Annotated in this window: 23 protein-coding genes and 2 pseudogenes; 10 read left to right on the top strand and 15 right to left on the bottom strand. The window is 69.1% G+C overall.

The features are described from left to right. Positions 1-48 precede the first annotated feature (48 nt). The 8 genes from JNO44_RS01180 to JNO44_RS01145 are packed head-to-tail and all read right to left on the bottom strand — an operon-like array spanning position 49 to position 6,418. Positions 49-861 carry a TIGR03619 family F420-dependent LLM class oxidoreductase gene (locus JNO44_RS01180; protein ID WP_205360547.1) on the bottom strand — a complete coding sequence of 271 codons (813 nt, stop codon included), beginning with the start codon at positions 859-861 and terminating at the stop codon, positions 49-51. Next, complete coding sequence (locus JNO44_RS01175; protein WP_205360546.1) at positions 858-2,216, bottom strand: class I adenylate-forming enzyme family protein; 1,359 nt, start codon at positions 2,214-2,216, stop codon at positions 858-860. Before JNO44_RS01175 ends, JNO44_RS01180 begins: the two co-directional genes overlap by 4 nt. Then, positions 2,213-2,731 carry a polyketide synthase gene (locus JNO44_RS01170; protein ID WP_205360545.1) on the bottom strand — a complete coding sequence of 173 codons (519 nt, stop codon included), beginning with the start codon at positions 2,729-2,731 and terminating at the stop codon, positions 2,213-2,215. The genes JNO44_RS01175 and JNO44_RS01170 overlap by 4 nt, the downstream gene beginning before the upstream one ends. Next, positions 2,728-3,837, bottom strand: coding sequence for a beta-ketoacyl-[acyl-carrier-protein] synthase family protein (locus JNO44_RS01165; RefSeq protein ID WP_205360544.1), 1,110 nt, complete (start codon positions 3,835-3,837; stop codon positions 2,728-2,730). The genes JNO44_RS01170 and JNO44_RS01165 overlap by 4 nt, the downstream gene beginning before the upstream one ends. Then, on the bottom strand, positions 3,831-4,214 hold the full coding sequence (locus JNO44_RS01160; RefSeq protein WP_240167355.1) for an ApeI family dehydratase: 384 nt from the start codon (positions 4,212-4,214) through the stop codon (positions 3,831-3,833). The genes JNO44_RS01165 and JNO44_RS01160 overlap by 7 nt, the downstream gene beginning before the upstream one ends. 7 nt (positions 4,215-4,221) lie before the next feature. Then, positions 4,222-4,770 (bottom strand): acyl-CoA thioesterase, encoded by a 549-nt coding sequence (locus JNO44_RS01155; protein ID WP_205360543.1) that lies wholly within the window; start codon positions 4,768-4,770, stop codon positions 4,222-4,224. Continuing rightward, a complete protein-coding gene (locus tag JNO44_RS01150; RefSeq protein WP_205360542.1) occupies positions 4,767-6,152 on the bottom strand; it encodes an aminotransferase class III-fold pyridoxal phosphate-dependent enzyme in 1,386 nt (461 codons plus the stop codon). Before JNO44_RS01150 ends, JNO44_RS01155 begins: the two co-directional genes overlap by 4 nt. Continuing rightward, complete coding sequence (locus tag JNO44_RS01145; protein ID WP_073443771.1) at positions 6,149-6,418, bottom strand: acyl carrier protein; 270 nt, start codon at positions 6,416-6,418, stop codon at positions 6,149-6,151. The genes JNO44_RS01150 and JNO44_RS01145 overlap by 4 nt, the downstream gene beginning before the upstream one ends. Before the next feature lie 692 nt (positions 6,419-7,110). Here JNO44_RS01145 and JNO44_RS01140 point away from each other — a divergent pair. Genes JNO44_RS01140 through JNO44_RS01120 form a run of 5 tightly spaced genes read left to right on the top strand, consistent with a single transcriptional unit; the run spans position 7,111 to position 12,037 of the window. Beyond that, on the top strand, positions 7,111-7,626 hold the full coding sequence (locus JNO44_RS01140; RefSeq protein WP_205360541.1) for a TIR domain-containing protein: 516 nt from the start codon (positions 7,111-7,113) through the stop codon (positions 7,624-7,626). A 1-nt stretch (position 7,627) separates the two neighbouring features. Further along, a complete protein-coding gene (locus tag JNO44_RS01135; protein WP_205360539.1) occupies positions 7,628-8,527 on the top strand; it encodes a beta/alpha barrel domain-containing protein in 900 nt (299 codons plus the stop codon). Continuing rightward, complete coding sequence (locus JNO44_RS01130; protein WP_205360537.1) at positions 8,524-9,306, top strand: creatininase family protein; 783 nt, start codon at positions 8,524-8,526, stop codon at positions 9,304-9,306. Before JNO44_RS01135 ends, JNO44_RS01130 begins: the two co-directional genes overlap by 4 nt. Further along, positions 9,303-10,598 carry an ATP-grasp domain-containing protein gene (locus JNO44_RS01125; RefSeq protein ID WP_205360535.1) on the top strand — a complete coding sequence of 432 codons (1,296 nt, stop codon included), beginning with the start codon at positions 9,303-9,305 and terminating at the stop codon, positions 10,596-10,598. Before JNO44_RS01130 ends, JNO44_RS01125 begins: the two co-directional genes overlap by 4 nt. Continuing rightward, complete coding sequence (locus tag JNO44_RS01120) at positions 10,595-12,037, top strand: MFS transporter (protein ID WP_205360533.1); 1,443 nt, start codon at positions 10,595-10,597, stop codon at positions 12,035-12,037. Before JNO44_RS01125 ends, JNO44_RS01120 begins: the two co-directional genes overlap by 4 nt. 43 nt (positions 12,038-12,080) lie before the next feature. Here the strand turns inward: JNO44_RS01120 and JNO44_RS01115 are convergent, their stop codons facing one another. From JNO44_RS01115 to JNO44_RS44980, 3 genes and pseudogenes are all read right to left on the bottom strand, one after another. Beyond that, positions 12,081-12,440, bottom strand: coding sequence for a hypothetical protein (locus JNO44_RS01115; protein WP_205360531.1), 360 nt, complete (start codon positions 12,438-12,440; stop codon positions 12,081-12,083). Positions 12,441-12,645: 205 nt separating this feature from the next. Continuing rightward, complete coding sequence (locus tag JNO44_RS01110) at positions 12,646-13,602, bottom strand: serine hydrolase domain-containing protein (RefSeq protein ID WP_205360530.1); 957 nt, start codon at positions 13,600-13,602, stop codon at positions 12,646-12,648. 662 nt (positions 13,603-14,264) lie between these two features. Next, positions 14,265-14,615: pseudogene (locus JNO44_RS44980) on the bottom strand (FAD-binding protein); the annotation flags it as partial. A 140-nt stretch (positions 14,616-14,755) separates the two neighbouring features. Between JNO44_RS44980 and JNO44_RS01100 the strand changes: the two are divergent. Next, complete coding sequence (locus JNO44_RS01100; RefSeq protein ID WP_205360528.1) at positions 14,756-14,902, top strand: hypothetical protein; 147 nt, start codon at positions 14,756-14,758, stop codon at positions 14,900-14,902. Positions 14,903-15,020: 118 nt separating this feature from the next. On the opposite strand, the pseudogene JNO44_RS44975 reads toward JNO44_RS01100, so the two are convergent. The 4 genes and pseudogenes from JNO44_RS44975 to JNO44_RS01075 all read right to left on the bottom strand — a co-directional run. Then, positions 15,021-15,784: pseudogene (locus JNO44_RS44975) on the bottom strand (transposase); the annotation flags it as partial. Positions 15,785-15,908: 124 nt separating this feature from the next. Next, a complete protein-coding gene (gene tpx / locus JNO44_RS01085) occupies positions 15,909-16,397 on the bottom strand; it encodes a thiol peroxidase (RefSeq protein WP_240167354.1) in 489 nt (162 codons plus the stop codon). A 222-nt stretch (positions 16,398-16,619) separates the two neighbouring features. After that, on the bottom strand, positions 16,620-17,627 hold the full coding sequence (locus JNO44_RS01080) for an aldo/keto reductase (RefSeq protein ID WP_205360526.1): 1,008 nt from the start codon (positions 17,625-17,627) through the stop codon (positions 16,620-16,622). Positions 17,628-17,686: 59 nt separating this feature from the next. After that, the gene (locus JNO44_RS01075) at positions 17,687-18,649 is read right to left on the bottom strand and encodes a TauD/TfdA dioxygenase family protein (RefSeq protein ID WP_205360525.1); all 963 of its coding nucleotides are present in this window, start codon (positions 18,647-18,649) and stop codon (positions 17,687-17,689) included. Between the two features lie 468 nt (positions 18,650-19,117). Between JNO44_RS01075 and JNO44_RS01070 the strand changes: the two genes are divergently transcribed. From JNO44_RS01070 to JNO44_RS01055, 4 genes are read left to right on the top strand one after another with little or no spacing between them, the layout of a single operon-like run. Then, entirely contained in the window at positions 19,118-20,104 is a 987-nt protein-coding gene (locus tag JNO44_RS01070; RefSeq protein ID WP_205360522.1) for a zinc-dependent alcohol dehydrogenase, read from the top strand. Between the two features lie 37 nt (positions 20,105-20,141). Further along, complete coding sequence (locus tag JNO44_RS01065) at positions 20,142-21,446, top strand: aromatic ring-hydroxylating oxygenase subunit alpha (RefSeq protein WP_205360520.1); 1,305 nt, start codon at positions 20,142-20,144, stop codon at positions 21,444-21,446. A gap of 4 nt (positions 21,447-21,450) precedes the next feature. After that, positions 21,451-21,960 (top strand): aromatic-ring-hydroxylating dioxygenase subunit beta, encoded by a 510-nt coding sequence (locus tag JNO44_RS01060; protein ID WP_205360515.1) that lies wholly within the window; start codon positions 21,451-21,453, stop codon positions 21,958-21,960. After that, on the top strand, positions 21,957-22,238 hold the full coding sequence (locus JNO44_RS01055) for a hypothetical protein (RefSeq protein ID WP_205360514.1): 282 nt from the start codon (positions 21,957-21,959) through the stop codon (positions 22,236-22,238). The genes JNO44_RS01060 and JNO44_RS01055 overlap by 4 nt, the downstream gene beginning before the upstream one ends. Positions 22,239-22,242: the final 4 nt, after the last annotated feature.

Raw genomic sequence — 22,242 nt, 5'->3', positions numbered from 1 at the left:
GCGCCGCCCGGCCGAGGACCGGCGCCGGGCGGTCGTACCCGGGCCGTGCTACCCGGTCAACGCCGCGTGCAGTGGTGCCAGCAGGGAGAGGTCGTCGGTGGTGACGGTGAGGTGGGTGGCGCCGGCGGACCGCCATGCCTGGGCGAGCGACCGCCAGGTATCCGGCCGGCCGGGGGCGGGCCTGAGACGGGCCTCCGTGCCGAAGGCGGCCCAGTCACGGCCGGCTTCGGTCACCGCGGTGCGCAGCTCGGCGATGAGCGCGGCACCGCGGTTGACGCGGTTGGCGAGCAGCCCGGACATGGTGAAGCCGTCGGCGAGGGTGGCGATCCGGCGCAGCGCGCCCGGTCTGCCTCCGGTGCGCAGGGTGCCGCCGCCCATCCAGAGCGGTATCCGGCGCGGCCGGGGGGTGACGGTGACGCCGGTGAACGCGACGTGCTCGCCGGCGAAATCCGCTGCCGGCCGGGTCCACAGCAGGCGCAGCGCACGGACCTGTTCCTCGAACAGCGCCGCGCGGGTTCCCGGAACGGCGCCGAGGGCGGCGGACTCGGCGGGATCGGCCCCCGTGGCGACGCCCAGCCGCAGTCGGTCGCCACTGAGGTGGGCCAGCTGCGCGGCCTGCTTGGCGGCGAGCACCACCGGGCGGTGCGGCAGGATCGTCATCGCGGTGGCCAGTTCGATCCGGGTGGTGACCGCCGCCAGGAACGCCACCAGCGTCAGGCTCTCGTAGGCGGGAGTGCTGGACACCAGGTGTTCCGGGACGGAGAGGTGGTCGTATCCGAGGTGTTCCGCGGTCATGGCGAACTCGCGGAGCTCGACGGGTGAGAGGCCAGTGGGAACGGTCCAGCCGAGGCGTAGCGTCATTTGCGGAAGGTCTCCGGGTCGGCGGCGGAGATGAAGACGGCACGAGGGCGTTCGGCGGGCAGCAACTGGGAGTTGAGGAGGCGGCGTACGGCCTTCTCCCCGCCCGGCAAGCAGTCGGTGACCGACAGATGGACGTCGAGCACCTGTGTGCCGCCCTCGTTCACCACCTTGGGCAGGCAGTGCACCACCCCCGGGATGGCGTGGGCGGCCTGCCGGACGGTGTTCAGCGAGACCTTCTCGCCACGCAGCACCACGAAGTCCGACAGGCGCCCGTGGAAGGTCAGATAACCCTCGTCGATCGAGAAGGCGTCCCCGGTGGCGATGGTCCGCGGTCCCAGCAGAACTCTGCCGCTGTGGTCCCCGACCCGTCGCAGCAGTACGGTGTCGGATTCCACCACCAGTTCGCCCACGTCGCCCTGCACCTCGCGCAGCGACGCGCGCACCCCGGGCAGCGGCCGGCCGACCGAGCCGTACCGGTGCGCGGGCTCGGCGTGCGCGGCCAGGGTCGACACGCGCGGCCCGGCCTCGGTGAGCCCGTAGGTCAGATACAGCTCAGAAGACGGCAGTGCGGCCAGCAGGTCCGCCACCTCCGCGGGCGCGAGCCGGTCCCCGCCGACCGTCAGCGCCCGCAGACCGGGGGGCACGGGCCCGGGGTCGGCCAACAGTTGGCGGGCGATCGTCGGTGTCACCGATGAGTGGGTGACCCCGTGCGCGGTGATCGCGTCGCGGTAGGCGCCCGGCGAGAACGGCGGCCCGTCGAGCACCAGTCGCGCCGTGGTCACGTACGCGGCGAACGCCTGCGCCACCAGGGCGTAGGAGTAGTACAGCGGCAGGTTCACCAGCAGTGTGTCGGCCGCGGTGATGCCTGTGGCCTCGGCGTGCAGACGGGCGTTGTGCAGCAGCGAAGGCACGTGGTGCACACACGCACTGAACATTCCCGAGGTACCAGAGGTGGACAGCAGGATCTCGCCCGGCCGGTACGGAGTGGCGCAGTGCCCGGTCGGTACGGCGAACGCGTCGCCCACCGGCGCCTGCGGTTCCGCGCCGGTCAGTCGGGTGGTCACCACCACGCTGGCCCCGACGTGCCCTGCCAGTGCCCGGACCCGCTGCCATGGCGTGCTCGGAGGCACGGCCAGCGGCACCAGGCCCAGCAACAACGACGCGAGCTGCACACGCAGCAGTTCGACTCCGTTGGCCAGGCAGAGCACGACCGCGTCGCCCGGTGCGAGGCCCAGCCCGGCCAGATCCGCCAACACGTCGTCCACCCCGGCCGGCGCGCCGGCGTCCGCGCCGGCCACGGTGGCGTGGACCCGGCTCAGGAAGTCGGCCACCGCGGACCGGGTGAAGCCGTTCACCGGCCCTCCCCGGCACTGGTCAGGACCAGACAGTCGCACAACTGCCGCTCTCCCGCGGTGGATTGCAGGCCGACCAGGATCACGTGCCGGGCGTGGCCGTCGGCGAGCCATCTGTCGATCACGGTGAACGCCACGGGGGTGGCTGTGTCGGGGTGCGCCGCCAACAACAACGACGGACCGCGCAGCCTGTGGCGCAGGGCGGGCAGCCCGGCCAGTACCCCCGGATTCGCTCCGGCGAAGCGCAGCGGCGAGACCCGGGAGCGCGGCACCGAGTCGGCGATGCGGCGTATCGTCCGTTCGCTTCCGGTCGCGCTCATGACCAGGATCGCGGTGTCGTCGGTGGCGTCGCCCACCAACTCGGCGCAGCCCGCCAGCGCCCGGTCCACGGTCTCGGCGACCAGCCAGGCAGCGGGGTCGGCATAGAAGGACGGTTTGTTCCTCGTGTACGCGGCCGGGTCCTCGGCGACCACCGTCGCCGAACCCAGGACCCGTGTGCCCGGCGGCACGTGTGTCACACCCCCACCCCTTCGAACAGCAGACACGTGTTGAACCCGCCGAACCCCAACGTCAGGCTCAATCCGGCGCCGGCGCCCACAGGTTGCGCCGACTCCGTGGCCAGCCGCACCGGTGCCACCGGATCGCGGAGCCCGACCACCGGCGGAACCCGTCGGTGCCGCAGCGCCAGTACCGTCGCCACGGCCTCGATGGCCCCGGTGGCGCCCAGACTGTGCCCGAAAGCCCCTTTTGTGGCGAACGTCAACGGGCCGTCCTCGCCGAACAGTTGCAGCAGGCTGCGTGCCTCGACCTCGTCGTTGAGCGGGGTGCCGGTCCCGTGTGCGTTGACCACTGCGACGTCCGAGGGTGCCAGGCCCGCGGATGCCAGGCAGCGTTCCACCGCGCGTACCACGGAGCGTCCGGACGGGTCCGGTGCGGTGAGCCCGGCGGCGTCGTTGGCCGCGCCGGCCCCGTGCAGCCGGGCGTACACCCGGGCGCCGCGCTCCCGGGCGGAGTCGGGGTGCTCGACCACCACGAACGCCGCGCCCTCGCCGAGCAGCATGCCGTCGCGTGCCCGGTCGAACGCCCGCATGTCGGTGGGGCTCATCGTGCCCAGCGCGGAATGCCCGAGCCGCTTGGCCTCGGTGACCACGTCCACCCCGCCCGCCACGCACACCCGCCGCTCGCCCGAGCGCACCAGGGTCTGCGCGATGGCGATCGCGTCCGATCCCGCGGAACACGCGGTCATGACACACACCGGCGTGCCCGGGTGCCCGATGCCCGCCGCCGCGTCGTCGGCCCAGGCGTGCAGTGTCGGTTCCGCCTCGTCCAACGAGGCACCGAAGCTGGTGCCCAGTACCAGGCCGACCTCGGCGTCGGTCGTGGACAGACCGGCGTCCGCGAACGCGGCGCGCAGCGCCCGCCCGGCGAGCAGCCGTTGCCGCCTGCCCGCAGGCGTCCCATAGGGCAGCGACTCGATGACGGCCGCGGCGGTGTTGCGCAGCGGGTGCGGCGAGTCCACGGGCGCCAGACCGGAGTCCCCTGCGCACAGCCGCTCCCACACCGCCTCCAGGGCCCGGCCCAGGGGAGTGTCCCAGGCCAGCCCGGTGATCACCGGGGTCACCACGGCCGGGCCCTCGCGGGATCGACCGTCACCCGGCTCATCGCGCCGCGGAATCCTGCGACGGATCGACCCTCGACGGTCACCGCGGCGGAGAAGGCGAAGGTGTGGCCGGACAGCCGGTCCGCGCGTACGTCGAGCACGACCTGGTCGCCGGGCACGACCGGGACGAGGAAACGGGACTTGACCGTGCCGACCAGGGTCACCTCGTCGTCGGCGAGCGGGGCGCTGCTCAACTGGTAGAGCAGCACACCGGATTGGGCGAAAGCCTGCATGGTGTGGCTGCCGGGCAGGACCACCCCCGGGGTCAGGCCGCGCTCGGGCAGGTGCCCGGACAGTGCGCTCATCTCGGCCGAGACGGCGAACATGCTGCGCAGGAACACGCCGGGCTCATGGTCCAGAACCCGGTCGATGAACAGTCGCGGATGGCGTCCGTGCACCAGGGCGGCGATCGCCGAGGTACCCAGCGGCCGAGCCGCGCGGACCGCCGCGGGAGGGGGTGCCGATTGGTCGGTGTGCGGCATCCGGGACCATTCCTCTCAGAGTCTGTCGCAGCGGCGCCGGCAGGGGTACCGCGCGCCGGGTGTCGGGGTCGACGGCGGCGAAGACGAGGTCGCCGGTCACCAACGGGGTGCGGACGCCGTCTTCCTCCTCTCGCAGCAGCCTCACCGCCAGCGCGAACCAGGCCGCGCCGACGTGGTCGACTCGGGTGTCCGCGACGATCACATCGCGGTACACGGCGCTGTTGAGGTAGGTCACCCGCAGGTCGGCGGCCACCAGGTCGACGCCCGCCGCGCTGAAGGCGGTCAGACCCGCGTGGTGCGCTTCGAGGTGTTCGGTGCCTGCGGTTTCCATCAGTGAGGTGTAGCGGGAGAAGTGCACGATCCCGGTCGCGTCGGTGTCGACGTGCTCGATCCGGGTGCGGAACTCCGCGCTCACCGCAGCGCCCGGGCGCCTGCCGCCACCCGGTCCGCGATCTCGTCGGCCTGTGTCGTGGTGGCGATCAGCGGCAGCACGATCCGCAGCGTGGGATGGACGTAGCGCCGGCCGCCCGAGCGTTTCCCCGCGCCCGCCATGAACTCCGCGTACACACCCGCTTCGATGAGCGCCCTGCGCAGCTCGCCGATCCGGTCCGCCGCCGTGGCGGTCAGCTCCACTCCGAGCATCGCCCCGGTGCCGCGGACCTCGGTGAACACGTCAGGGTGGCGGCCCACCAGGGTGGCATCGAGATGTTCGGCCAGGTGCACGCCGACCTTGGCCGACCGTCGCAGCAGCCCTTCGGTCCCGATGTGTTCGATACCGTCACGGATCACCGCACAGTTCAGTGGCCGGAGATCGGAGGTGGTCACGGCGCCGGAGGAGCGGACGGCCAGACCCTTGCGGGCGATCACCATCGACGTGGACACCGCGCCCATGCCGAGGAACTTGCCGATGACGGTGATGTCGGTGGGCACCGGCCCGTCCGCGTCGCGCATGGCGAACCAGTCACCGGTCTTGGCGAACGTCAGTACCTCGTCGGCCACGAGCAGCACGTCCTCTTCCGCGCACCGCCGCGCGAGTTCGCGCAGGTAGCCGGGCGGAGGCAGCAGAATGCCCGCGTCGCCCTGGATCGGCTCGACCACTACGGCGAGCAGCCGGTCGGCAGACGCGGCGAAGTACTCCGCCAGGGCTTCGGGGTCGCCGAACGGGATGTGCGCGACCCGGACGCCGTACGGGCCGGCGGTGTCCGGCGCGGGCAGTCCGGCGCGGTAGTACCTGCGGTTGAGCAGTTGCACCAGCCCACCGGTCCAGCCGTGCCAGGCACCCTGGAAGGCCAGGATGGTGTCGCGCCGCACCTTGCCCGGTCGGTGGCGCAGTCGCCGGCCGTCGAACCGGGACTCCAGCACGAGCCGTAATGCCAACTCGTTCCCCTCCGAGCCGGAGTTGCGTCCGCTGACGTGGTACCGCCCCGTGGGGAAGTGGTCGGTCCACAGCCCGCCGGGGCCGAAGAGCCGGTCGAGGAGTTCCGCGCGTTCCCACGACCCCAGTTCGTCGGTGACGTTGCCGACCGCGGTGCTGCGGGTCAGCGCCGCGCGGATCACGGGGTGGTCGCCGCCCAGGGTCGCGCTGGCGTAGCCGCCGCTGGCGTCAAGCAGCCGTAGCCGTCTGCCTCGCCCCGCCGGGCTCAGGTCGACCATGTCGAGCTCCAGGCCGCGTCCGCCCACGCAGGCGAACGGCAGCCGTGCTGCCCCGTAGTGGTTCAGATGCAGGTCCCTGCCGCGCGACAGCACACCGGTGGGGTCCCCGGCGTGGTCGGTCCGGGCGACCGGGGCCGTGCTCACGTGGTGGCCGGGGGGTGGACGGCCCCCGACAGCCGCTCGACCAGCGCGAGTACATCGCCGAGGGTGGACAACTGGCCGGTGGCAACGGCCTCGTCGGGGATGTTGATGTCGAACGCCTCCTCACACTGCACGCGCAGTTCCACGAATCCGAGTGAGTCCATGCCATAGCTTTCGCGAAGGCTGTCGTTGAGCCGCATCTGGTCGATCGGCACCTCTACCAGCACATCGGAGTGCAGAATGCGTTTGATGGTCTGCAACGGGTTCATCAGGATTTTCCCCTCTGGGTGGGTTCATCCAAAAGGCCACGGCCGGCGTCCGGAACGTGGGAAAGAAAGATGAGATCGCGGCGGCATTCGGGCCGGAGGTGAGCCGGCCCCGAACGGAGACAAGGCGGTACCGGCCATTCACGCTTATCGAAGCTAGATGAGGCTCCCTTCGCCTGTCAATGTGGTCTCCGGTTTTACTCGCCATTTGCTTTCAAGTGTCGGCGTCCGTAAGGGCTTTGCACATGAGTTCGGCGACGTTTCGGCCGCTCGCGCTCAGCGGTGGATATGTCTGTGGAACAGAATCCCTCGACCTGCCCCTGGCGCCCGTGGATCCAGCAGGGAGAGCCCTTGTCGGTGGTGGTTGAGCGGAGGCTCAGGCCGATTGGTGTGCACTTTTTGCACCATTTGTCACGTATTTCCACCTGGCTCAGATGACGCTTGTGGTGATGAATCGCCCCTGACTAGCCTCAAGTTACCTATTTGCCTACCTGATGGACGCGCAGTGCGGGACGGGTGGGCAACGGGTACCCGGGCGCCCGGTGACACCACCGGGTTTCACGCCCGGAATCCCCTGTGATTCACGGCAAGCGCATCATGTGATTGTGCTGCCCATTCCCCTCTCTTTCCGGTGGCCGAATTCCGCCCGATCGCCCGGCCGTCGGTGGACTCTTTCGAAGGAGCCATGGAAAGTCATGAGTGTCTCCCCGGGCGCCCTGTGCGGCGTCACCCTGTTTGTCGGCGGTCCGATCCAGCATGCCTTGGTGCCCGGCGGAATGGCGACGCCGATTCGGGAATGCCTGAGTCGGACCATCGACCAGTCGCGGCAGGCCGGCGCCACCGTGCTGTCCGCGCACGTGGCGGAGCGGTTCGGCGCCGACACCGCCTCGTTCACCCCCGAAGAGGTATCCGTGCGCGACTATGCGTGGATGTGCGAGTGCGATGTCTTCGTGCCGGTACTGCCGGTGCTCGACGGCACCCTGCTGCGCACGGACGGCACGCACATCGAGCTGGGGTGGGCCAGCGCACTGGGCCGCCCCATCGTGGGGATCACCGATCAACCCTTCGCCGAGTCGGCCAGTCACCTGCTCAAGGGGCTCGCCCAGGTCGCCGTCGCCACGTTCTTCTCCGCCGAAGAGATCGCCGCGGACTCGACACTGCTGGTCGACGGCGTGCTCGCGGCGCTGGGTCGGACGAGGACGGCGGTCTGACATGGCGACCGCGACACATCTGCTGGGGATGGACCTGGCCAATCCGGTTGTGGTCGGCTCGGGCCTGCTCACCGACCAGGAACGCAACATCCGCAGACTGCTGCACTCCGGCGCGGGCGCGGTGGTCACCAAGACCATCCACCCCAACCCGCCAACGGGCCTGGACGAGCGCATCATCCGCCTGCCCACCGGAATGATCAACAGCACCACCTACTCCAAACGGTCCGTCGACCACTGGGTGGGCATCCTGCACGACCTGGCACGGGACCGGCTGCCGGTCATCGCGTCGCTGCACGCCGACAGCCCTGCGGAACTGGCCGAGTTGGCGGCCCGGGTGGAGGCAGCCGGCTGCCGGGCACTGGAGCTCGGCATCTCCTGCCTCAATGAGAAGGACGGTCTCGACGACGCTCCCGAGCGGGTGCACGCGTACACCGCGGCGGCCCGCGCCGCGACCCGAGTGCCGTTCTCGGTGAAGCTGGCCAGCGGTGAGGGCCTCCATGCCCGGGCGCTGGCCGCCGCCCGAGCCGGCGCGGACGTGGTGACCATCAGCGACACCCTGCCCGCCGCCGCCGTGCACCCGGAGACCGGCGACCTCCGCCTCGGGGGTGTGTTCGGCTACTCGGGACCGGGCATCAAGCCGCTCGTACTGGCCTCACTGTGGAAGCTGCGCAGCGCCGGGTTCTCCCTGCCTTTGATGGGTTCCGGCGGCGTGCAGTCGGGTCGGGACGTCCACGACTATCTCGGGGTCGGCGCGGTGGCGGTCCAGGTCTACACCGCGCTGCACACCGACATGAACCTCACGCTCACCCGGATCGTGGCCGAGGCCACCGGATCGGGAAACACCGACCACAGCTGCGCACCCGTCGTCGGAGCGGACCGATCCGGGCAGGTGCGGTCATGACCTCCCGATCGACCGGGGCGCAACTATGGGACCTGAGCAGCGCCGAGATCCTGGCGGCCACCGCCGGCCGGACCGTGGTGTGGCCGGTGGGGTCCGTCGAACAGCACGGCCCGCACCTGCCGCTGTCCGTGGACACGCTCCTGGCCGACGCCTTCGCCCGGCAGATCGCCGGCGAACTGAACGCCCTGACCTTGCCGGCGCAGTCCATCGCGGCGCGGTCGTTGCCGCAGAGCGGGGGAGGACTGGCCTTTCCCGGCACCGTCCATGTGCGCGGTCGGTCCCTACTGGCCTTCCTGGAGGACGCACTGGAGTCCTTGTGCGCCCTGCCGTGGCGCCGGTTGCTGATCGTCAACGGCCACTTCGAGAACGAACCGTTCCTGTTCGAGGTCCTCGACGAGGTGGGCCGACGGCCGGTCGCCGCGGGCAAGGAGTTCATCGCGCTGAGCTGGTGGAGCCTGGTCGACGCGGACTGGCTGGCGGGGCGGGTGCCGCTCTTCCCCGGGTGGCACGCCGAGCACGCGGGCATCACCGAGACCAGCCTGATGCTCCACCTCCGTCCGGACCTGGTCCGGCCCGCACGGCCCGACCACGCCGACCCGCCCCGCCCGGGCATCTACCTCCACCCCGTCGATGTGGACCGCACGACCAACCAAGGCGTCCTGTCGAGCACTTCGGACGCCACCGCCGCCCTGGGCGAGGAACTCTTCCGGCACGTGGTCTCGGCCGCGGTCGCCCTGATGTCCGAGGGCAAGGGACTGCTGCGCGAGGAGAAGACATGACCACACCCACCCTCTGCGTGTGCAACGCCGTCGACACGCTGCACGACTTCGCCGTCCGGGCCGACGACGTCGACGCGTTGCTTTCGGAGTGCTACGCCCAACAGGACCAGGCCCTGTTCTGGGGGCCGTTGGACAAGATGCTGATCACCTACGAACCGATCGGAGACCTGGACTGGCAGCGGGAGTTCCTGGGGCTCGACGGCGTGGTGAACCTCAGTCCGGCGGGCCGCACCGGCTCGCTGTTCGCCGACACGCTCGCCGACCCCGGACTGATGGCCGCCGTCGTCGCGCACGCGGGGCCGGGCCGCAGGCTCCGGCTGATCCCGCACACCACCACCACCGACCTGTGGCGGTTCGTCGGGGTCCTGCGCACCCGGCACGGCGTGGGGGTCGAGTTGCCGGAGAGCTCGCCACAGCAGGGCCTGCGCGATCTGTTGGACACCAAGACTGGCCTGCGCGACCTGGCCACCGACCTCGGCATGGCCGACGGGCCCTGCCGCATCCCGCCCGGTACGCACTGCTCCGGGAAGCACGAGGTGCCCGAGGCGGTGCGGGGCATGCTCACGACGGGCACGCCGTGCATCGTGAAGGCGGACCGCGGGGAGGCGAGCCTCGGCCTGCTGATCTTCCGGCCGGGCGACGACGACATCACCGAGCGCCTGGCGGCGAGCACGTTCTACGACGAAGATCCGGTGGTGGTCGAGGAGTTCCTCGACGGCGACATCGACTTCCCGTCCGTGGAGTACATGGTGCCCGCCGACGCCCCGCCCCACCTGTGCTACACCACCGACATGCTGTTCGAGGGCGCCACACACCTGCGCGGCAACGTCACCGCGCGGGAACTGCGTGACCGATGGTGGTACCGCCCGCTGACCGAGGGCGGACTCCGGCTGGCCGAGGAGATGCAACGGCGAGGCTACCGCGGGCGCTTCGGCATCGACGCGATCGCCCGCGACGGCGTCGTCTACATGCACGACCTCAACGCCCGTCGCACCGGGTCCAGCCATGTGCACGAATTCGGCGCGCACCTCATCGGCCCGGACTACCTCGACACCCACGCGGTCGGCAACTACGACTTCTACGGACTTCCGGCCGGGCTGGATCTGCCGGAAGTGCTGCGCCTGCTCGGGCGGCTGGTGGCCTCGCCCCGACACGCCGACCGGGGAGTGGTTCCCACCGAGCTGACGGATCTGCCAACTGGCAGACTGAGCTGCATGTTCTACGCCTCAAGCCTGGCCGAGTTGCACGATCTGATCGTCGGAGCGAGGACGGCCCTGGGCCTCGACCGGTGACCAGCACGACGCCTGTGGTCGGGGCCCGGCGCTGGCTGGTGCTGGCCGTGGTGCTGTTGTGCTTCCTGCCCGCGGCCATGGACGTCACCATCCTCACCATCACCGTCCCGACTCTCGCCCACGAACTGCACGCGTCCCCGCCCGAAGTGCTGTGGACAGTGGACGTGTACTCGCTCCTGATGGTCGGACTGGTGCTGGTCAGCGGTCCGTTGGGCGACCGGATCGGACACCAGCGGCTGCTGTTGGCCGGGTTGGTGGTCTTCAGTGCGGCCTCGGCACTGTGCGCGATGGCACCGGGGCCGCTGGCCCTGATCGGTGCCCGGGCAGTGCTGGCGGTCGGCGCTTCGATGATCATCCCGGCCACGCTGGCGCTCATCCGGCAGACCTTCGGTGACGGACGTGACCACGCGGTGGCCATCGGGGCGTGGAGCGCGGTTGCCGCCGGGGCCTCGGCGCTGGGACCGGTGGTGGGCGGCTTCCTGCTCCAGCACTTCTGGTGGGGCTCGATCTTCCTGGTCAACCTGCCGATCGCGGCGCTGGCCATGCCCGCAGTGGCGCTGCTGCTGCGCAACCAGGTCGAGTCCGAACGGCAACCCTGGGAGGCCACCTCGCCCCTCCTCTCGATCGTGGGGTTCCTGGGCTGCGCCTACACCATCATCGCCTTCACCCACGACGGCGTCGGCGCACTTGAGTTGGCCCTGCCGGGTGCCTTGGGCCTGACCGCACTGGTCCTGTTCGTGCGACGGCAGCAGCGCCTGCCGCACCCGATGCTGGACCTGTCCCTGTTCCGGCTGCCCGGACTGCGTGCCGGTGTGGTGGCCTCGGTGCTGCCGGTGCTGGTGATGGTCGGCTTCGAACTTCAACTGGTGCAGTACCTGCAGTTCGTCAAGGGACTGTCGGCGGAGGGCGCCGCACTGTATCTGATCCCGATGCCGGTGGCCGCGACGGTGGCGGGACCGGTGGGCGGAATGGTCCTCTCTCGTCTGGGACGACCGCGGGTGGACGTGCCCGCCGGCCTGCTGCTCGCGGCGGCCGGGTATGTCCTGGTCGCCTCCGGCACGGTGGTCCCGCTCGGCCTGGGCCTGATCGGGTTCGGTCATGGACTGGTCCAGATGGTCGCCTCGAACCTGATCATGGCCACCGCGCCCTCCTCCCAGGCGGGTGCCGCGGCGGGCATCGAGTCCGTCTCCTATGAGGCCGGTGCCGGCCTGGGCATCGCCATCTTCGGCACGGTCACCGCGGTGGCCTACCGCTCCTCGCTCCCCTCGGGCGCGTCGACGTCCCCACTGGAAGCAGGCGACTCCCCGGAAACGGCTCGGGCATTCGCCGAGGCGTTCCACACCACCACGTGGTTGGCCGCCGCCCTCACCCTGGCCACGGTCTTCCTGGCCACCCCGAAACCATCAGCAGCCCACACGTCGCCCGAGGCCGCCGAGTAACTGGTCGTTTCCGCCCGGGGCGCGGTGCTCCGGCCGGCGGCGGTCAGTCGTCGAGGTGGCGGAGGACCTGCCTGAACTCGCCGTTCTCGATCAGGCCGGTGAGGACCCGGGTCATGTTGCCGATGCCGGCGTCGCGGACGATCAGCCCGTCCGGGCACCAGAAGTAGCGGCCTCCCAGCGCCTCGCCGCTGGCGGCCCAGCGCTTCATCAGAACCTCGACCTGGGCGACGGTGAACAGGGTCGCACTCCACCGCGAGCCGTCCCGCAGCCGCACCTCGACGTCGACGTTGTCCACGGTCTCCAGGTTCTCACCGGCATCCGGCAGGAACGCGGCCTCGAACTGCTCCGTGCGGACGCGGTACCAGGGACCGTCCCAACCCTCCGGTGGTGTGCTCTCGCTCATCTGACGAGTGTGCCAGGTCGGGGCCCGCCCGCCTCGACCGCCCTGACCGGGCACGCTTCCGGGCGCGAACGACAACCGGTACCCGAGGACACCGGGCGGCCGGACCGGAGGAACCGGTCGGCCGCGCCGGCGACGAAGGAGTCCCGGGTTCCGTCACGGGACTGTCGCACTGCCCGGACGATGCCCGGGCCTCATCGCCGAGGGCTCAGGCGGCGAAGTCGTCGATCGCCTCGGCGAGGTCGTCCCCGGTCAGAGGCTGCTGCACGGCGCTGAGCAGTTGCGCCACGGCAGGCAGGGCGCTCTGCTGGTTGGCGAGGACCACGCTCACGTGGTCCCGGTCCGGTATGAGGACCATGGCGGCCCGGTAGCCGGGAAGCCGTCCGTTGAGATACATCTGGCCCGACGGCCCCAGTGCCCACCCGAGTCCGTAGGTCATGGGGTCGTCGGATCGGGTGCGCGGCCGACGGATCTCCTCCAGGAGGTCCCGGTCGGCGAGCAGACCCTCGCCGACGGCCAGCAGCTCCGACACCGACGACCACAGGCCCCCGCTGGGCCGACGGGTGCGCGGGTAGCGCAGGAGCGGGAGTTCGGTGGTGCCGTCCCACCCGGTGACGGACGCCGGCGAGGTCTCGAAGCCGGTTCGTGCCAGGCCCCAGGGGGTGAGGAGCCGAGCCTGCAACGCGCCCTCGTACGTCGTGCCGCTCAGGGCCGCAAGGATTGAACCGGCCAGGAAGTAGTTGCCGTTGTAGTAGGACCACCGTGCGCCCGGCTCCCGCTCGTTCCCGGCGCGGACCACGAGCCGTGCGGCTTCCAGCAGCCCGCCGTCCCCGTCGCCCAGCGCCGCCGCGGTCGCTCCGTCCACCGATTCGCGCAGCCCCGACACCTGACCCAGGATCTGCTCGACGGTGAGGCTCGGGTCGGCCCGCCAGTCCGGTGCCAGGTCAGGGAGCAGTTCGATGACCGGGGTGTCCAATGCGATGCCCTGGTCCCGCAGTGCGCGGACCAGCGTCGCGGAGGTGAAGACCTTCGTCAACGACGCGATCCGGAAACACGAATCCGCCGTCACCGCGACCGGTCCGTGGGTGGCCGTGGTGCGTGCGCCCGCCGTGGAGACGCCTGCCGCCATCGCCGGGACATCGCGAAGACCTGTCTGTGCTGCCATCAGCTCATCAAGATTCACAGTGCGCATGGTATTGACGGCGTTCCGGCCCGTTGGAAGCGGTGCCACCGGCCAAGGGAACGCCCCGGGTGGCGGATCCGGAGGCAGGCGAACCGGAGGAGCCGGGCGAGGGTCTGTATCAACGGCCCTGGCGCACATCCGGTGGTAACGGAGCGTGCTGCTACCCAAGGAGGATGCGGTGCCGGAGCAAGCTGAAGCCTGCTCGTCCGTGTATCGGGCGTGCGATCCGTTTGGTCTTGGTGTTGACGCCTTCGGTGGGGCCGTTGCTGTACGGAAGTGTGAGCCCGGCGATCACGGCGAAGCCCTCGCACGTCGGCGCCGGCCTGGGCCAGCGAGCCGACGTGCACGATCATCACGTCGACAACGAGCTTGCCGTGCGGCTCTTCCGGGTATGCCGGGACACCCGGGAGGACAGCCATGTGTGCCATGAACATCATGTCGTCGGGCACTCGACCATTGAGCTCGTTGAGGTGCTCGAGGAGCTCGGTGGCTTCCACGGCGTCGTACACCAAGACACCTGCCAGAACCTGCTCCGGGACCGGGACAAGCTGAACCTTCATCCAGGTCACCACACCAAAGTTGGAACCGGCGCCACGTGCAGCCCAGAACAGATCCGGGTTCTCCGAAGGAGTGACGCGGAGCACTTCGCCGTTCGCCGAAACGACCTCGAGTTCGAGGATGGTGTCGACGCCGAGCCCCAGCTTCGCGCTCAGGCAGCCGTAGCCGCCGTGTAGGAGGAATCCTCCAAGGCCAACGGCGTTGGTCCAGCCTGCGATCCCGGCCAGACCGTAAGTCAGGGTTTCAGCGTGCAAGTCAGCGCCATTCGCACCGCCCTGGACCCAGGCGGTCTGTTCGTCGACATCAACACGCACCGAGCGCATCACCGACAGGTCCACGACGAGACCGCCGTCCACCGAGGCAAAGCCGGGCAGTGTGCCGCCCGCCGGACCGGATGGCGATCTCAAGATCGTGGGCACAAGCGAACTTGACGGCATCGACGACATCGGCGGTGCCCGAGCACAGCGCGATAACGGCCGGTCGTTTATCGTGAGCCGCGTTGTACAGCGTCCGCCGATCGTCGTACGACGGGTCTCCCGGCAGAATCAGCTCGCCGTTGAATCGCTCCCGTAGCGCTTTGACCGCGGTAGCAAGTCTGGTCGAATCGGTCATCGGTGTCGCCTTCTCTCTTCCGTCGCCGATCAGCCGACTGGTCGCTCAGTGGGCACTGATGAGCCAGGGCGTCGTCACCTACGCGGCCCGGCCGATCGTCGCGAGACGCTAGTACCACCTCCGGGGTACCCCAGAGGAAGGCAACACGACGAGGAAGATGCTGGAAGCGTGCCCTCGCCCAACAGCTACGGCGGAGTTGCCCCCGCGTCGCGCTCACCGACTTCGGCTGGTCAGGGTGACGTTGGGATGCCGAGGGCGAGGCCGGTGCCTGCCATGAAACCGTCGAGGGTGTCGGGCCGGTACTGGAGGCGTTTGAGCCGGTGGCGGACGAGGGCTTGGAGTCGGTCCAGGGCCATGACGGCGAGGTTGGCCAGGCTGCGCTTGACGTGGGCCCCTACCCACTCGACGGGGTTCAGGTCGGGTGAGTAGGCGGGCAGCAGGAATACCGTCAGCCAGTCACGCTCGGCCACGAGGTCGCGCATCCTGCGGGAGACGTGGGTGTTCAGCCGGTCCCACACGAGCACGATCGGGGCCTTGACCAGCTGGTGGACTCCGTCGATCAGCGCGATGAAGTCCCGCTCGCCCATGCTGCGACGTGCACTCTTGCCGGCGGGGTGGGTTCGAAGTCGGTGACAGCCGGGTTCAGGAACCCGGCCGCATCGCGATCAGCCCAGCCACCGACAGCCGTCCCGACCGCCGGCCGCTGGCGGTGACGACCGGAGTCACTCCGCGCCGACCCCACGTCCGTCCCCGGGGCGGCCGTCGGGTGAAGCCGGCTTCGTCCTCGAAGCAGACGTAGCCCCGGCAGGCCGCCCGGGTCCTTTACGTCCGCCCAGGTCACCTCCCGCCACACGCCCACGGCCTCCTCATCGCGCTCGGCGACCCGCCGGGCGGGCACCTGCGGGGAAGTCCCGAGCCGGTGCATCAACCGGGTGGCACCCGAGACGCTGTAGTGAAGTCGGTATGCCATTCGGCGGCCGCGCAATCGGATCACGTGCCGGCCGGGTTTCGGGTTGCGCTGCGTGGTATCCACCACCGAGCACGCCGCTCACCGCCGAAGTGGCGCTGCCCCTGTCCTGGAAGCCAGACAGCGCCCAGGATCCAGGGTGAAAGCTCCCCTACTTCAAGGAGGCGAGGGCGGCTGCATAGTTCGGCTCATGGGAGAGCTCCGAGACAAGCTCCGAGTGAAGGACTCTGTTCTCGGTGTCCAGCACGACGACGGCTCGGGCGGCCAGGCCGACCAGCCTCCCTTCCTCGATCGCCACCCCGTAGTTGGTGAAGAACTCCCGATTGCGGAAGGCGGAAAGGGCGCGGACGTTGTCCAGGGCCTCGGCGCCGCAGAAACGCGCTTGGGCGAAGGGCAGGTCGGCGGAGATGCACAGCACCACAGTGTTGGCGAGGTTCACGGCTTCCGCGTTGAACTTGCGAACGGAGGAGGCACAGGTGGGGGTGTCGACACTCGGGAACGTGCTGAGGATCTTGCGCTTGCCGGCGAAGTCCCGCAGCGTGAGGTTCACCAGGCCCGCACCGACCAACGTGAAATCCGGAGCGGTGCTGCCTGGCTTCGGTAGTGTGCCGTCGACCGCAACCGGGTCACCGTTCACCATGATTTTAGGCATCAGGAGTCTCCTACTGAAGGAAGAGTGTGCTTGCCTACATCGCTGACGTCGCCCGGAGTTCGATTCTGGCCCGTCGATGAGGGGCCGCGTCCGGTCGTCGGTGAGCGGGCCCGTCGACCGACTTCGGGCCGTCTCAGCCTTGATCTGGAGGGCCTTGGTGTAGCCCGCCCCTGAGCTGTGAGCGGGCAGCCGGTGAGCCGGCACGATGGCTCACTCGAAATCGGTGACCAGCCCGCCTCGGTAGGGCTGGCGTTCGCCGTACCGTTCTCCGGCCACCTGCGAGGCCAGCGGGTCGAGTTGCGCCAGCTCGTCCGGTGTCAGTTCCAACTCCGCGGCGACCGCGTTCTGCTCCAGCCATGTGCGCCGCTTGGTCCCGGGTATGGGGACGACAGGAAGGCCGTGCAGCTGAGACTGCTGATGCACCCAGGCCAGGGCCACCTGCCCGGGTGTCGCCCCCCGGGTTCCGGCGATGGCGCGTAGGACGTCGACGAGCGCCGCGTTGCGCCGGGCGTTCGCCGGCTCGAATCTTGGATTGTCCGCACGGAAGTCGTCCCGGTCGTACCGGGTCGTCGCGCTCAGGGAACCTGTCAGGAACCCCCGGCCGAGAGGGGAGTAGGGAACGAATCCGATCCCCAGCTCGCGGCAGGCAGGCACCACCTCTGCTTCGACCTTGCGCGACCACAGCGACCACTCACTCTGCAGGGCGGTGATGGGGTGGACGGCGTGCGCCCGACGGAGTTCTTCGGCCGTCACCTCGGACAAAGCCAGATGTCGTACCTTCCCGGCTGCGACCAGTTCCGCCATGGCGCCCACGGTTTCCTCAATCGGAGTGTCGAGGGCCACGCGGTGCAGGTAATACAGGTCGATCGTTTCGACACCCAACCGCTGAAGACTGGCCTCGCAGGACCGCCGTACGTATGCCGGCTCTCCCCGATATCCGCGCTGGATCGGATCGGAGGCGTCCGTTCGCAAGATGCCGAACTTCGTGGCCAGCTCGACCTCGTCCCTCCGCCCTGCTATGGCCTTGCCGACCAGCCGCTCGTTCTTCCCTCTGCCGTACAGATCGGCCGTGTCCAAGAAAGTCACACCGAGGTCCAGGGCCCTGCCGATGGTGGCTAGCGATTCGGAATCGTCGGTTTTCCCGTAGAACTCCGACATGCCCATGCAGCCGAGCCCTTGCGCCGATACGTTCAGCCCGGCGAGATGTACTCTGCGCATTTCTTCGCTGTTCCTCTCCTTGCCGACCGACTGTCGCGCGGGCCTGAACGGGGCAGGTATCAGGAGACCTTGGGGTTCAACGGCGCGCCGACGAGCGACTCCGATGGCTTGCCATCCACTCCCACGGGAATGTCACCCACCACCATGACGCGGTGCATGATTCGCGGTTTACCGCTTTGGAGATGAGCGGTGTCGATCGGCCCCAGATGCATGGTAGACCGGTTGTCCCAGAAGGCAACGCTGCCTGGTTCCCACCGGAAACGTACGGTGTACTCGGGCCGTAGAATCTGCTCGGTGAACATGCTGAGCAGCCCTTGGCTCTCGAAGCGGGAGACACCGATGATCCGCTCGATGTATTGGCAGTCGATGAACAGCACTCGTTCGCCGGTTTCCGGATGTACTCGGACTAGCGGGTGGATGGTGGCCGCCTGGTTTTCCATCAGATGTTCCACGTACGCGTCCCGACCCGGCCGGGACCGGTAGGTGACCCCGAGACGGTGCTCGACCCGCAGGCCGTCGGCCAGCCTCTGTACGGCTTCCGACAAGCCGGTGTACGCGGCGGCCAGATTGGCCCACATCGTGTCGCCGCCGTACGAGGGCACGTGTTCAGCCCGCAGGATGGTGGCGGTGGGCGGGTCGATGCGGGGGCTGGCGTCGATGTGCCAGCCGCGCCAGGGCGAATGGCGATTGCGTTCCGTCCATTCGTTGTTGTCCAGCCCGAAAGTCGGGCCGTGTTCCAGGAAGTCGGCGGTCGTTTCGATTTCTGGGTAGTCCTTGGGGGAGACGGAACCGCGCGCCGGCATCCTGATGAGTTCGCCGAATCGCTGACCAAAGGCTACGTGTGCAGCGTGGTTGATGTCCTGTTCCCGGAAGAAGACCACCTTCCAGCGCAGCACGGCAGACCTGATCGTTTCGATCACCGAATCTTCCAGCGGTTTTGCGAGATCCACGCCGGAGATCTCCGCACCTATGTGACCGGAGAGCGGCTGCACTGTCACGCCGGAGAGCGTGGTGTCGGTCATTGCGAGACCTACTCCCTGCTTGAACCAGAATTCCGTCGGATGGTGGGAACGAGGGTGTTGATTACCCCCTCGATGCCATCAGACACCTGCCCGCGGAGGTCTCAGTTAGGAATCCGCCACCCCCGGATGTCGTTGGCATCCCCACACCGACCGTGCTGAGCCCGTCCCAACCCCGGCCGCGCGCATCAGCATGGGCCGGGTAGGTTGACTGGTTCCCGACCGCAGCGTCTTTCTGGTGAGAGAAATGTGCCCCTGATGTGTCGTTGGGGTGTGGTGGATGCGCACGCCGTCGCCTTCGAGACAAGTTGCCAAGGCGTTCTGGTGCCGATGGACGCAGGCAGAGAACACTCGGGAGTCGGCAACCGACTATGTCTGTCTGCGGAAGGAATCCACCGTGAATGACGATGGCCGCGCTGGTCCCTTTGGCCACCGAGCCACCGCACGTCGCCCGGCTGGGAGGAGGCTTCGATGACACAGATGCGGGCGGTCGTGAAGGACGGGAACTCCGTGCGGGTGCGGCGAGTCCCCATTCCCGATCCGGCACCGGGAGAGGTGCTCATCCGCGTCGAAGTCGCAGGGGTGTGCCGCACCGACATCTACGTGGCCCAAGGCCGCATCCCCTGCGCGGACCCGCTGATCCTAGGCCACGAGTTCTCCGGCACGGTCACGCGTACGGGGCCAGGCGTCAGCCGGTTCGCGTCCGGTGACCGTGTCGCGGTGATGCCGGTGCTGCCCTGCACAACCTGCGCGCGCTGTGCCCAGGGAACCCCCGAGTGTTGCGCACACCACCGCTTCCTGGGAGTCGCCCGGCACGGAGCCTTTGCCGAGTTCGTAGCCGTCCCCGCCGAGGTGGTGCACCCCTTACCGGACGGGCTGTCCTTCCGTGAAGGCGCCTATGCCGAGCCGGTATGTGCGTCCCTGGCGGTCCTCAAGACGGGGATCCGCACCGATGACTTGGGAATGGTCTACGGGGCCAACCGCATAGCCGACCTGACGGCACGGGTGCTGGACAGCGCCGGTTTCCGTCACGTCGCGGCCACCCGCACGGCTCCGCTCGCCGTGGACGCGTACGACTTCATCATCGAGACCCAGCCCGTCCCCTCGGCCTTCGAGGAGATGATCCGTGCCGTGCGGCCAGGCGGACGGATCGTCTTGAAGAGCCGACCGGCCGCGCCGGTCGGCATCGACCTCACCGCCGCCCTGCGCAAGGAAGTGATCTTCGAGTCAGCGGCCTACGGGACCTTCCAGGCATCCTTGGAGTTCCTTGTCCGGCACGACATCTCCGATCTGCTCGGTGACACCCACGCCCTGGAGGACTTCGAGCGGGTTTTCGCCGCGGACGGGGTCGGTGAGCGGCTCAAGACCTTCTTGGCTCCCGGTGCCGGCCTCCAGAGCAGCCGGACCACGGCCTCGCCCTCGCGGGTGGAGGCGGGTGCGTACCCCTCACGTACCTGACCCACCGGGAGTTTCGACCGACCGAGGAGGATGAGGCGTGACAGTCACCGCAGAGGAACTTTCCGTGTTCGCTGCGTCCTTCAACCCGGCGAACTGGTTCGACGGTGTCCGTGCGCACACTGCCGTCTACCGGGATGAGCGGATCTTCGAGCTCGAAATGGAGCGCATCTTCCACTCCTCCTGGGTGTACGTGGGCCATGAGAGCGAGATTTCGGAGCCCGGCGACTACCGGCTGGTGCGGGTCGGACGGCAGCGGATGCTGCTGGTGCGCGGGCACGACGGTGCGATCCGGCTGCTGCGCAACCGCTGCACGCACCGCGGGACAGAGCTGTGTCAGGCACCTTCTGGTAATGCCAACGCCTTCCGGTGCCACTACCACGGCTGGACTTTCCACAACACGGGCGAACTGGTGGGCGTCTCCTTTCCGGACGGCTATCCCGGCGGCACGGCGAAGCACGGCCGCGATCTGTGGTCGGCTCCCCGTCTGGACAGCTACCGGGGCTTCGTCTTCGCCAGCCTGCAGCCCGACGTTTCCTCACTGCGTGAGCATCTGGGCCCCGCAACCGACTACATCGACGGCTATGTCGACCACGCCGGTGGACGGGAACTGTGCGTTGACGCGTGCGCGCACACCTCCCGCTACCAGGGGAACTGGAAGCTCCAGGTGGAGAACGGGGTGGACGGCTACCACGCCAACTTCACCCACTCCTCCTTCTTCGCCTTGATGCAGCGCCGCACGGGTAGGCAATCGCGCTACATCGTGCAAGAGGAGGGCGGCTGCACACGAGACCTCGGCCACGGCCACGTCGTACTGGACCAGAGCGAGGTGGCGGGCGAGGTGCTGAGCCGGAGGCTGGCGACCCTGCCCGGCTTCGACGGCCTGAGCGCTGAGCGGCTGGGGCTGGTGGAGGACGAATACCGCGCGCTGCTGGAGGCGAACGCCGGCCCTGGCTACAACCTCTCCGTCTTCCCCAACCTGCAGTTGATCGGCATTCACATCCGAGAGATCGAGCCGGTGGCCGTCGACGAGACGGTGATTACCCTCAAACCCCTGATGATCAAAGCCGCCCCAACCGCGATCAACGGGCTGCGACGCCGCTACCACGAACTCTTCTGGGGCCCAGCCGGCTTCGGCACCCCGGACGACCTGGAGATGCTGGGCCGGGTGCACGACGGCAACCGCCCCGTCGACGGTTGGGTCTCCTTCGAACGCGGCACCCACCGTCTTGAGACCGGGGAGCATGGACTACGCGCCGCGATCACCGACGAGGTACCGCAACGAGGCTTGTACAGCCGGTGGGCGGCCCTGCTGGGCCAGCCGTTCACCGCTGGACGGAAGTGAGCTGATGACCCACACCGGTATGGACGGCACCGGCACAGAACTCGACCGCGCTGAGCCCTACTTCGCCCTGGTCAGGCACGAGGCGCGCCTGCTCGACACGGGGCGGTATGACGACTGGCTGCGGCTGTACGCCGACGACGCGACATATTGGGTGCCTGTCGACCCTGCGGCCACCGACCCCGAAGACAGCCTCAGCATCATCTGCGACGACCGCAAGCGCATCCTCGACCGGCTGTTCCGGCTCTCCAGCGGGTACGCACACGCCGAGGTACCGCCCTCGACCGTGCGCCGTGTCGTGTCCGGATGCGAGGTGTCCCCCTGCCCTCATGGCGCAGACACGGACGTCGTCTCCACCTTCGTCCTGGTGCACGCCAGGCTCGGACGGCAGGGGGTGATCGCCGGTGACTATCTCCACTGCCTGAGCACGGGCGGTCAACGCCCCCTCATCCGGCGCAAACGCGTCGCCCTCTTGGATCCCCATGCTGTCAACGGCCCTCTGGCCTTTCTGCTATGACCGCCTCCTCCGCCGAGGGCAGTTTCCTGATCGCCAACGAATTCGCGGCAGTCGAAGTGCACCCGGATACAGCCGCCAACGGGCCGCGGTTGCACGTACGCGACATCGAAACCGGAGCCGAGATCTTCCTCGATCCGCTGGACCTCGCGAGTCTGTGCCTGGCGGGGCCGCGAGAGCGGGCGACGTGGCTGCGGTCTGCCGCTTACGAGGCAGCCGGTGCCCGTCACGCTGCGCCCTCCTACCCACGCTCCACCCGTCACGAGAACACCCGGGAGTGATGAC

Origin of the sequence: Streptomyces noursei, assembly GCF_016917755.1 — a bacterium.
Classification (GTDB): Bacteria; Actinomycetota; Actinomycetes; order Streptomycetales; family Streptomycetaceae; genus Streptomyces; species Streptomyces yunnanensis.
This window is presented reverse-complemented; position numbering and strand designations above follow the sequence as displayed.